Genomic DNA, 10,142 nt, shown 5'->3' on the forward strand with positions numbered 1-10,142 from the left:
CGGCCCCGGCGGCGGGAACACCGGCCCCGGCCCCGAGCCCGACCCCCACCCGGGAACAGCCTCGGCAGCCGGAGTCCCGGCCCCGCAGGGACGGCAGCGCCATGGACCGGCTCCGCTCCACCGACGATCTCTGACCGACCGACGCGCTGAGAGGGGAGCCATGCCCGTCACCCGGATGTTCCGTGGTCTCTCGGCTCGGCTGACCGCGCCGCTCGAATCGCTCGACGCGGTGGACCTGGCCGGTGCGGTTCAGGGCATCGGCTGCTCGCCCGTCGAGGACGCCCGGAGAGGGCAGATGGTCACCCTGGCCGGGCGCGTGCGCACAGTCCTGTCCGGAGGGGGAGAGCGGTTCCTCGGGGTGACCGCCGAGGTGTACGACGGTACGGGTGCGGTGGACGTGTGCTGGCTGGGACGTGGTTCGATCCCGGGTATCGACACCGGCCGCTTCGTCAAGGTGACCGGGCGTATCGGCGTCCGGTCCGGCCAGAAGATCATGTTCAATCCACGTTACGAATTGCTCAGTGGGCAACCGGGCGCTACACGCGGAGGAGAAGTGTGACCGAGTCTGAGCGGGCCGGCGAGCAGTCCACCGGAGAAGTGCCCCCGGAGAGCGCGGGAGGTAAGCGGAAGTCCGCGTTCGGTGACCCGGACGCCTCGCTGCTCGAGCAGATGGGTGGCGTCCGCGGCCTGGTCTACTCGTCGATCCCCATCCTGACCTTCGTCCCCGTCAACGGCTTCTGGGGACTGACGGTGGCGATCTGGGCGGCGCTCGGGGTGGCGGTCGCCATGCTGTCGTGGTCACTGGTCCGACGGGAGAACCCCCAGCCGGCGATCTCCGGCTTCTTCGGGGTCGCGATCGGTGTCCTGATCGCCTGGCGCACCGGAAGCGCGAAGGGATACTTCCTCTACGGGATCATCACGCAGGCGGTGTACGGCGGGGTGTTCGCCCTGTCCGCGCTCGCGCGGTGGCCACTCGTCGGGGTGATCTGGGGCCTGCTCGACGGAAAAGGGATGTCCTGGCGCCGTCACCCGAAAGCGCGTCGGTGGTACGCCGTCGCCACGTGGATCTGGGCAGGGCTCTTCGCGATACGCGCAGTGCTACAGTACGCGCTCTATCTGAACGACGAGGTCAACTGGCTCGGGGCCGCCCGCATCGCGATGGGCTGGCCGCTCGCGCTGCTGGCGTTCGCGGCGACGATCTGGGCGGTGCGGCGCGCGATGGTCTACGAGAGGGAGCCCGCGGAGGTCCGGGAACCCACCACGCACGACTGACACGCACGACCGATACGGCATCACCTCGGATGGACGACGGCCCCCGGCGAGTTCGCCGGGGGCCGTCGTCTGCCCAGCTCGTGTCCGTCAGCCGCGAGCGCGAGTGACGCGGTGGTCAGACCGTGCTCGTCGCCATCCGCGAGAACTCGCTCGGGCCCGTGATGGTGCGGTAGGCGAACACCGAGGCCAGGGTGGCCACGGGGATCGCGATGAGGAGCCCGACGAACAGGGCGAGGAAACCTGCCACGACGACGAGGATGTTGAGCACCGCGAGAGCGAACAGGTTTCCCGCGTCGGACTTGATCGCGTTGACGCTGGACTTCATGGCGTCGATCGCGGTCATGTTGCGGTCCACGACGAAGTGGAGGGTCCAGTACAGGAAGAACGCGATCACGATGCCGGGGATGATGAGGAGGATCAACCCGATGGACGTCGCGATCGCCACGAGGATCGCGGCGATGACGAACGCCCCGAAGTTCTGCAACTTGAAGAAGTCGCCGATCTCCGGCTTGTGCCCGTCCACCTCGAGGAGGGCTCCCCGGATGATGAAAGCCTGGAACAGGAAGCTCACGGCGATCGCCAGTATCGAGCCCAGGAACGCCACCGACGCCGACTGAGAGTTGGATATCGAACTCGCGAGCCCGTTGGCGAGGAACATCGCCAACGTGACCAGAACCCACGGCAGCGGGTTGTTCTTGAACATCTGCCAGCCGGCGCCGATGGCGTCGGTGGCGGACACCCTGCCCGTCATCACCGGCCCGCCCCCCTGGCCGGACTGGGGGTACCCGGCCCCGTAACCGTGGTCACCGTACGGCTGCTGGCCGAAGCCCTGCCCTCCGGATCCCTGCTGGCCATAAGCCTGTTGGCCGTAGCCCTCCTGGCCGTAGCCCTGTCCGGGATAGGGCTCCTGGCCGAATCCCTGCGCGTCCCCCTGTCCGCCGTACTGCTGTCCGCCCCAGTTCTGTTGGGCGGCGCCGGTGCCGGTCGGATCGTTCGGGTTCCCGTCTCCTGACGGGGTACCTCCGGTGGTCATGGCATCTCCAGATCTCTTCGCGTCGGTGTGAAAGATTCTTCCACCTGCCTGGCTCCGAACCTAGTCCTGTCCGGGCGTTTTGGGGAGTGCCAACTCGACGGTCGGGGCGGGGAAATGCGTGGAGCCCCGTCGACGATGTCGACGGGGCTCCGGGTCCGTTGACCGGACGAGGGTGTCAGATGTTGGCGTGGATCTCGACAGCCTGTGCGACGCCGGCCACGGTGCCGGCGATCTTGACCGCCTCCCAGGCCTGCTCCTTGGTGATGCCCTCCTTGCGGATGACGTCGTCGTGCGCGGCGGTGCAGTTCTCGCAGCCGTTGATCGTCGAGACGGCCATGGACCAGAGCTCGAAGTCGGCCTTCTCCACACCCGGGTTCGCGATGATGTTCATCCGGAGGCCCATGCGGACCTGGGCGTAGTCGTCTCCCAGGAACTCCTTGGCGCGGTAGGCCACGTTGTTCATGGCCATGATGGACGCAGCACCGAGGGCGGCGTTGAACGCCTCGTCGGACAGGTGCTCGCGCGCCTCGTCGGCGATCTCGGACAGCACGGTCTCGGACCGGGTCGCCGCGGCGGTGGCCAGGAAGGTCCCCCACAGCTGCTGCGGCGACAGCTCCGTCGAGCGCGCCAGGGAGCCGAGGTTCAGTTTGAGATCCTTCGCGAACTCAGGGAGCCCGGACTTCAGGTTCTCGATGGTCACTTGATGCCCTCCTGCAGCATGTCCATCTTGTTGATGTTCTTCGTCGGGTCGTTCTTCTGCCAGTTGCAGGCGCAGACCTCGGACGACTGGAGGGCGTCGAGGACACGGAGGACCTCGTCCACGTTGCGGCCGACGGCATCAGGCGTCACCGAGACGAACTGGATGACGTTGTCCGGGTCGACGATGAAGGTCGCGCGGTCGGCGACCCCGTCCGCGTTCTCGACACCGAGCGCGCGGATCAGCTCGTGCTTGATGTCCGACAGGAGCGGGAACGGGACACCCTTGAGCTCGTCGTTGGTCGCGCGCCAGTTGAAGTGCGCGAACTCGTTGTCGATCGAGCCACCGAGGACCTGCGTGTCGCGGTCCTGGAAGTCCTCGTCGAGCTTGCCGAACGCGGCGATCTCGGTGGGGCAGACGAAGGTGAAGTCCTTCGGGTAGAAGAAGATCACCCGCCACTTGCCGGCGTACGACTGGTTGGTGATCGTCTCGAAGTAGTCCTCGGGCTGCTGGGCGTTGACCTGCTGGAGGTCGCCGCCCTTGAGTGCGGTGAGCTCGAAGTCGGGGAACTGATCGCCGATGGTGAGAAGTGCCATGTGATCCTCCTGGGTTATGGGCCGTTCTTGAACGGGCAGGGGAGACTATGCCCGACGCGCAGTGAGAGGTAAAGCCTAATGAGGTGAAGATCACCCATAGGGGAGGGTGAATAATCATCGACGTGGGGCTATTGATCGTCCTACACTCATCGACATGGCCAATCAGCGGTTCGTTCCGAGCGTGACCCAGCTCAGGGTGTTCCTCGCTGTCGCGGAGCGCCTCCACTTCCGCAGTGCCGCTGAGGAGCTGGGAATGAGCCAGCCGTCGCTCTCCCAGGCCCTGGCGACTCTGGAGGAGGGACTCCGGGTTCACCTGGTCGAACGGAGTACCAGGACGGTGCTCGTCACACCGGTCGGGCACCAGCTCCTCCCGTTCGCACGGGCCGCGGTGGGCGCGATGGACGCGGTGGCCGACATCGCCGCCGGCAGCGGGGGGCCGCTGTCGGGCGACGTCCGCATCGGTGTGATCCCCACGGCGGCGCCCTACCTGCTGCCGGGTCTGCTGCCCGCCCTGACCGAGCGTTTCCCGGATCTGCGGCCCCGGATCGTCGAGGATCAGACCGCCAGACTGCTCGAGCAGTTGCGCTCGGGGGCGATCGACGTCGCGATCATGGCTCTTCCCACCGATGCCGCGGGTGCCATCGGTATGCCCCTGTACACCGAACCGTTCGCTCTCCTCGTCCCGGCCGACCATCCGCTCGCCGGGCAGGAGGGCCTCTCGCTCGAGGCCCTCGTGGATCTCCCACTGCTGATGCTCGACGAGGGGCACTGCCTCCGTGACCAGACCGTCGACCTGTGCCGGCGGGTCTCGGCTCCGATCCTGGGTCGTGGTGGGTCGCGGGCGGCGTCCCTGACCACCGCGGTGAGGTGCGTCGCCGGGGGGCTGGGGGTGATGATCGTGCCGGAGTCGGCCGTGGTGTCCGAGAGCCGCGACCCCGGCATCGGGGTCGCGAGGTTCGTCGCGCCCGCACCGGGCCGGACGATGGGTCTGGTGCTCCGCACGGCCACGGCCAGTGACGACGCCTACGCCGAGCTCGGGAGCGTCATCACCGAGGTGGCCCAGCGGCTGTTCGGGGCGGTTGCCGCCTGACCGGCGGTCGTCCGGCGCCGGCCGGGCAGGTGGGGTTCGTCGACTCCAGGGCCCGCGCCGCCTCCAGGTAACGGGCGCGGAGCCCCTGTGTCCGCGCGACCCATCCGCGCTGGTGGGCGACGAAGACCGCTCGTCCCTCGGGGGACTCCACCGGGATCGGGTCGAGTCCCCAGGCGGACAGGTCATAGGGCGAGGACCGCATGTCGACCTCGCGGGCGTCGAAGGCCGCGGCCAACGTGTCCACCAGGAGCTCGCCGGGGGCGCCGGCCTCCATGTCCGCCACGTACGAGTAGAGATCCATACCGGCGTGCAGGCAGGCCGGTTGCTCGTTGCGGACCTGTTCGGCGCGGGTGAGGACGTCCTTGTTGAGGGGGACGGCGGCCTCGGTGAAGAACCGGAGGGCGTCGAAGTGGGTGCACCGCAGCCGGGATCCGTCGACGACGTCGTCGATCAGTGGCTGAGATACCCGGAGGGGCACCCGGGGATGACGAACGGCATCGTCGCCTCCCCGGTAGAGCATGGCCCACTCGTGAAGGCCGAAACAACCCAGTGCGCCCGGCCTGGACGCGGTGGCCTCGACGATCTCGCGCGCGCGGGACAGGCGGGGGCCGCATCGGGACAGGACGGACGTGGGATCCACGATCAGTCCGGACCGACCGCGCAGGGAGGTCCGCTCGTAGTGGCGCCACTGCGCCCGTTCGGTCAGGTGGGCGTTCTCCAGGATGATCCCCGGGCCGGGATGCCAGCGTCGGACGGTGGCGACGCTCGTCCGGTAGTAGGTGAACAGGAAGTCCGCGACCGGGTGCGGCTCGCCTCGTCGTCGACGCTCGAGGTGGTCGGTGGTCAGCGAGTCGACGGCCTCGGTGTGCCGGCGCTCCAGCGCCCGCCAGAGGCGCTCGGGCACCAGAACCGGGTCGGCGGGTTGGCGCCGCGGGCTCACGACCGTCGCTTCTTCTTGGGGCGGTGCACCCGGGACTGGGCGGGCCGTCGGGATCGCGCCGGGGGAGCGGACTCCCGCCGTCGTCGGGGTGGCGCGATCTCCGGCCCGAAGAGGTCGTCGAGGAGGCGCGCGGCCCGGGGGCCGGAGGGGTCGACGAGCTCGACGGCCATGCCGACCTCGCGTGCCAGCGCGCTGATCCGGGCGACCTCCGAGGGTCTGACAATCGCGGCCACCACGCCGGCGGTGTCGTCACCACGTCCGGTACGGCCGGAGCGGTGGACGAGGTCCTGGACCGAGTGGGGAGGCCCGACGTGGATGACGTGGCCGATCCCGTCGAGATCGAGGCCGCGACCGGCGAGGTCGGTGCTCACGAGCACCCTGACGGCGCCCGAGGCGAGATCGGCGAATGCACCGGCGCGCCTGGTCGGGGAGGCGGAACCCGCCACGCCGGCCGCCGTGACCCCGGTCGCCGCGATGGAGGCGCGCAACTCCTCGACCGCGTCGCGGCGGGGGACGAAGAACAATGCCCTGCGGCAGCGGGCGGCGAGTGCGATCGCGTACTCCTCCGGGTCCGGTGCGGAGACGACGATGAGCTGGCGGGGGGCGCCGGCGGCGACCGTCACCGGGGTCGGGTCGACGGGGGAGTCCACCCGGTGGACACACAGTCCGGGGCGTCGCCGGCGCAGATCGTCCTCGACGGCGGCGTCCGCCGTGGCCGTCGTCGACAGGAGCGTCGCGTCAGCACAGTCCGCGAGCAATGAGGCGGTCTGCTCGCCGAAGGAGAGCCCCATCAGGTGATCCGCCTCGTCCAGGACGAGGACCTGCACGTCGGTGGTGGACAGGGCCCCCGTCCGGATCAGATCGGTCAGGCGTCCAGGGGTCCCCACCGCGATGTCGACCGGCGCCACCAGGGTTCTGCGGTCCTTGGACAGCGGTTGACCGCCGACGAACGTGGCGACACGGAGCCCGGCGCCCGCGCCGACCTCGGCGAGGATCTCGGCGTTCTGCACCGCCAGCTCGCGGGTCGGGGCCACCACGACGGCACGCGGCCGGAGAGCCAGGCTCGGGGCCCCGGCCAGTCGGTGCGCCACGGCGATCGCGAACACCAGGGTCTTGCCGGAGCCGGTCGGCGCGACCGCGAGGAGGTCGCGGCCCGCGACGGCGTCGTCGAGCGCGGCGATCTGGATCGCGCTCGCCGGGCCGTCGACGACGGTGGAGACGGCGTGTCTGACCGGGACCGCGACGCCGAGCCCGGCGAGTAGACGGCCCAGATCGGTCCGAGCCGGCCCGGTCAGGCCCGCACCTCCGTACGGTCGCCGCTCCACTGAGTGTGGAAGCTGCCCTCGCGGTCGGTCCGCAGGTACGTGTGGGCGCCGAAGAAGTCGCGCTGTCCCTGGATGAGCGCGGCGGGCAGTCGTTCGGTCCGGAGCCCGTCGTAGTAGGCCAGGGCCGCGGAGAACCCGGGCGCCGGGATACCTGCGGTCACCGCCGTGGTGACGACGCGCCGCCAGCTGTCGACGCAGTCGGCGAGCGCCTCGGCGAAGTAGGGGGCGGCCAGGAGAGTGGGGAGATCGGCGTTCTCCGCGTAGGCCTCGCGGATGCGGTCGAGGAAGGTGGCGCGGATGATGCATCCCCCACGCCAGATCGTGGCCAGGTCGCCCCTCGCCACATCCCACCCGTACTCGGCGGTGGCAGCGGTGATCTGGTCGAATCCCTGGGCGTAGGCGATGACCTTCGACGCGTAGAGCGCGCGCCGGACGTCCTCGATGAACTCTGGGCCGGTGCCGCTCGGGGTCGACACCGCGCCGGAGGGCAGCGCGCGGCCCGCCTCGCGCTGCGGTACCGAACTGGACAGGGCGCGGGCGAAGACGGCCTCGGCGATGCCGGTCACCGGGACACCCAGACCCAGTGCGGACTTGACCGTCCAGCGGCCGGTGCCCTTCTGGCCCGCGCGGTCGACGATCACGTCGACCAGGGGATACCCGGTCTCGGCGTCCACCTGGGCGAGCACCTCCGCGGTGATCTCGATCAGGTAGGAGTCGAGTTCGCCGGTGTTCCACTCGCGGAACACCTCGGCCATGGCCGCAGGCTCGATCCCCGCCACACCGCGCAGGAGGTGGTACGCCTCGCCGATGAGCTGCATGTCCGAGTACTCGATCCCGTTGTGCACCATCTTCACGAAGTGGCCGGAACCGTCCTCGCCGATGTGGGTGCAGCACGCGGTCCCGTCGACCTTGGCGGAGATGTCCTCGAGCATGGGCCCGACGACCTCGTAGCTGGAGGCCGGGCCACCCGGCATGATGGACGGGCCCTCGAGGGCGCCCTCCTCGCCGCCGGAGATCCCGGCGCCGATGAACCGGATCCCGCGGTCGGCCATCGCCTTCTCCCGGCGGATGGTGTCGGTGTAGAGGGAATTGCCCCCGTCGATGATGATGTCGCCCTCGTCGAACGCCTCGGCGAGGGCGTCGATCACCGCGTCGGTGGGTGCCCCGGCCTGAACCATGACGAGCGCACGTCGCGGCGACCGGAGTGCGGCGGCGAACTCCTCGATGGTCTCGGTGCGGACGAAGTCCCCGTCCCGGCCGTGCTCGTCCAGGAGAGCGTCGGTCTTGCCGGCGGAGCGGTTGTGAACGGCGACCGTGTACCCGTGGCGGGCGAAGTTCCGTGCGATGTTCGAGCCCATCACGGCGAGTCCGGTGACTCCGATGTCGGCGGTCCCGTTGGTGTCTGAGGTCGGCTGCGCGTCCTCGCGCTCAGTACTCATGTGTCTCAGAGTAGTCCACGGGTTCCCGGGCAGTGGACCTGCATCGATGGGGGAGACGGGCCGTCCGGCGGGCATCCGCGAACCTGAGTGTTTGCTGACAGATCAGTGGTGCACTGAGTGCAACGATTGCCGGAACCGGTCCGAAACCCTTGGTTGTACGAGGTGGTGTGTTGTATCACTTATTACCGGGCCGGGACACCGGTGCACCCGCGGAACGGGGGGAAACGCGCCGCGGTGTGGCGCCGGTGTGCAGGCGGCCCGAGTGAGAAGTGATCAGCGAGGGGGAAGCAGCAGACATGACCAGCTCCATGCTGCCCACACAGATCGTGGGTACGCGCACGGTGTTCGACGACACGGTCGAGGTACTCGCCGGGTTCAGACCGGGATACCCGAAGTTCTACTCGATCGCGGATCTCGGTAGCCAGTCCCGCCGCCGGTGGGTTCCGCTGGAGCGTGCGGTGGACGGCGGACGTGTCGAGACGATGTTCCGCAACTACTTCGCGGAGTCCGGGGACATCCGGTTCTCGACGTACCTCGTCGCCGACGCGTTCGCCCACGGGGTGATCGGCCGGGCGGTCGCGAGCTTCGTCACCATCGGCCGGGTGTGGGACACGGGTGCGGAGAACCTCGCGGTCCGCACCGACATCGAGGGAGGGCTCGACTGGGCGGGCGTCCGGGACACCACCTTGCGACTGCTCTGTGATGATCCGTCCGCGGGTTCGCCGGGGACCGTTGTCCTGCCGTGCGAGCAGGCCCTCGCGCAGTGGCTCGCCTGCCGGTCACGAATGACCCTGAGTCCGGTGTTCGACGATCTCTCCCGCGTGAGCAACTGCAGCGTCGACACCCTGTGGTCGGTGGTCGGGGAGTGCGTGCTGGGTGCCGCGACGATCGTCCCGACCTTCGCCGACACGAGTGCGGAGACCGGATACCGCCGCGGACAGCTGGTGCTGCAGGCGCTCCACGAGTCCGGTCTGGCGGTACGGAGGCGCAGCGCCCTTCCGCGAACGCCCGGATCGGGACCGATCCCGGTGCGCGACAGGGGTTGGCGCTCGGTCCGCTGATCCCGCCTGACCCGGCTCGGTCCGCTGATCCCGCCTGACCCGGCCCGGCCCGCTGGGCCCGGCTGACCTGACCTGACGCGCGTGACCCCGCATGGCTCGGCTGCGCGGACGCGGAGGCGCGGTAGCGTCGGTACCCGAATCGCCCGGACGGCCCGGGCCGGGAGAAGAGGTCCGATGTCCGACGCGGTCGAGAACGAGTTCATCCAGTTGATCCGGGGACGGTCCGGAACCGGTTTCGGCGGCGGGATCGGCATCGACTACCGGGATATCACTCCCGACAGGGTCGTGGTCTCGGTCGACATCGCGCCGCACCTGCACCAGCCCTACGGGATCGTCCACGGCGGCGTCTACTGTGCCATCGCCGAGGAGGTCGCGAGTGTGGCGGGCGCGGTGTGGCTCGGTGGTGAGGGCAAGGTGGTCGGGGTCAACAACTCGACCGACTTCCTGCGGGCCGTCACCGAGGGCACGCTCACGGCGACCGGTACCCCCGTGCACCGGGGACGCAGCCAGCAGCTGTGGCGTGTCGAGATCACCGATGACGAGGGGCGACTCGCTGCCGTGGGTCAGGTCCGGCTGGCGAACCTCCAGTAGGCCCGGTCGCCGGGCGAGAAGCCCTGTCCGGCCCGGGGCGCGCGGCGACAACCGGGGCAGAACTGCGAGAGCGCCCGGCGGGATGTCCCGCCGGGCGC

General features: G+C 69.6%; 11 protein-coding genes. 5 read left to right on the plus strand and 6 right to left on the minus strand.

Going from position 1 to position 10,142, the window contains the following annotated elements:
* Window positions 1-160 precede the first annotated feature (160 nt).
* Both G6031_RS06495 and G6031_RS06500 read left to right on the plus strand, forming a co-directional pair.
* Window positions 161-559, plus strand: a complete 399-nt coding sequence (locus G6031_RS06495; protein WP_179525222.1) for an OB-fold nucleic acid binding domain-containing protein — start codon at window positions 161-163, stop codon at window positions 557-559.
* A complete protein-coding gene (locus G6031_RS06500) occupies window positions 556-1,272 on the plus strand; it encodes a DUF3159 domain-containing protein (RefSeq protein WP_347238452.1) in 717 nt (238 codons plus the stop codon). The genes G6031_RS06495 and G6031_RS06500 overlap by 4 nt, the downstream gene beginning before the upstream one ends.
* Window positions 1,273-1,387: 115 nt before the next feature.
* Here G6031_RS06500 and G6031_RS06505 read toward each other — a convergent pair whose 3' ends face one another.
* The 3 genes from G6031_RS06505 to G6031_RS06515 form a co-directional block, all read right to left on the minus strand.
* Window positions 1,388-2,305: a hypothetical protein gene (locus G6031_RS06505; RefSeq protein ID WP_182644276.1), complete on the minus strand. Its 918-nt coding sequence runs from the start codon at window positions 2,303-2,305 to the stop codon at window positions 1,388-1,390.
* 175 nt (window positions 2,306-2,480) lie between these two features.
* A complete protein-coding gene (locus G6031_RS06510; protein WP_179525224.1) occupies window positions 2,481-3,005 on the minus strand; it encodes a carboxymuconolactone decarboxylase family protein in 525 nt (174 codons plus the stop codon).
* The gene (locus G6031_RS06515) at window positions 3,002-3,598 is read right to left on the minus strand and encodes a peroxiredoxin (RefSeq protein ID WP_179525225.1); all 597 of its coding nucleotides are present in this window, start codon (window positions 3,596-3,598) and stop codon (window positions 3,002-3,004) included. The genes G6031_RS06510 and G6031_RS06515 overlap by 4 nt, the downstream gene beginning before the upstream one ends.
* 154 nt (window positions 3,599-3,752) lie before the next feature.
* Here G6031_RS06515 and G6031_RS06520 point away from each other — a divergent pair, with 154 nt between their 5' ends.
* Window positions 3,753-4,688, plus strand: coding sequence for a hydrogen peroxide-inducible genes activator (locus G6031_RS06520; protein WP_182652808.1), 936 nt, complete (start codon window positions 3,753-3,755; stop codon window positions 4,686-4,688).
* On the opposite strand, the gene G6031_RS06525 is transcribed toward G6031_RS06520, so the two are convergent.
* Genes G6031_RS06525 through gndA form a run of 3 tightly spaced genes read right to left on the minus strand, consistent with a single transcriptional unit; the run spans window position 4,645 to window position 8,392 of the window.
* Window positions 4,645-5,628, minus strand: a complete 984-nt coding sequence (locus G6031_RS06525; protein ID WP_347238453.1) for a hypothetical protein — start codon at window positions 5,626-5,628, stop codon at window positions 4,645-4,647. The genes G6031_RS06520 and G6031_RS06525 overlap by 44 nt on opposite strands.
* Window positions 5,625-6,953 carry a DEAD/DEAH box helicase gene (locus G6031_RS06530; protein WP_182652809.1) on the minus strand — a complete coding sequence of 443 codons (1,329 nt, stop codon included), beginning with the start codon at window positions 6,951-6,953 and terminating at the stop codon, window positions 5,625-5,627. Before G6031_RS06530 ends, G6031_RS06525 begins: the two co-directional genes overlap by 4 nt.
* The gene (gene gndA, locus G6031_RS06535; protein ID WP_182652810.1) at window positions 6,920-8,392 is read right to left on the minus strand and encodes an NADP-dependent phosphogluconate dehydrogenase; all 1,473 of its coding nucleotides are present in this window, start codon (window positions 8,390-8,392) and stop codon (window positions 6,920-6,922) included. The genes G6031_RS06530 and gndA overlap by 34 nt, the downstream gene beginning before the upstream one ends.
* A 296-nt stretch (window positions 8,393-8,688) precedes the next feature.
* Here gndA and G6031_RS06540 point away from each other — a divergent pair, with 296 nt between their 5' ends.
* Both G6031_RS06540 and G6031_RS06545 read left to right on the plus strand, forming a co-directional pair.
* On the plus strand, window positions 8,689-9,453 hold the full coding sequence (locus G6031_RS06540; RefSeq protein WP_182652811.1) for a hypothetical protein: 765 nt from the start codon (window positions 8,689-8,691) through the stop codon (window positions 9,451-9,453).
* Window positions 9,454-9,627: 174 nt separating this feature from the next.
* Window positions 9,628-10,044: a PaaI family thioesterase gene (locus G6031_RS06545; RefSeq protein WP_182638530.1), complete on the plus strand. Its 417-nt coding sequence runs from the start codon at window positions 9,628-9,630 to the stop codon at window positions 10,042-10,044.
* Window positions 10,045-10,142 lie beyond the last annotated feature (98 nt).

The sequence above is a fragment of the Dietzia sp. CQ4 genome, from assembly GCF_014145125.1.
Classification (GTDB): Bacteria; Actinomycetota; Actinomycetes; order Mycobacteriales; family Mycobacteriaceae; genus Dietzia; species Dietzia natronolimnaea.

Excerpts from the sequence above, each read along its gene's own strand:
- gndA (WP_182652810.1), bottom strand. The coding sequence starts at position 8,392 with ATGAGTACTGAGCGCGAGGACGCGCAGCCGACCTCAGACACCAACGGG.
- G6031_RS06540 (WP_182652811.1), top strand. The coding sequence starts at position 8,689 with ATGACCAGCTCCATGCTGCCCACACAGATCGTGGGTACGCGCACGGTG.
- G6031_RS06515 (WP_179525225.1), bottom strand. The coding sequence starts at position 3,598 with ATGGCACTTCTCACCATCGGCGATCAGTTCCCCGACTTCGAGCTCACC.
- G6031_RS06520 (WP_182652808.1), top strand. The coding sequence starts at position 3,753 with ATGGCCAATCAGCGGTTCGTTCCGAGCGTGACCCAGCTCAGGGTGTTC.
- G6031_RS06545 (WP_182638530.1), top strand. The coding sequence starts at position 9,628 with ATGTCCGACGCGGTCGAGAACGAGTTCATCCAGTTGATCCGGGGACGG.
- G6031_RS06505 (WP_182644276.1), bottom strand. The coding sequence starts at position 2,305 with ATGACCACCGGAGGTACCCCGTCAGGAGACGGGAACCCGAACGATCCG.
- G6031_RS06495 (WP_179525222.1), top strand. The coding sequence starts at position 161 with ATGCCCGTCACCCGGATGTTCCGTGGTCTCTCGGCTCGGCTGACCGCG.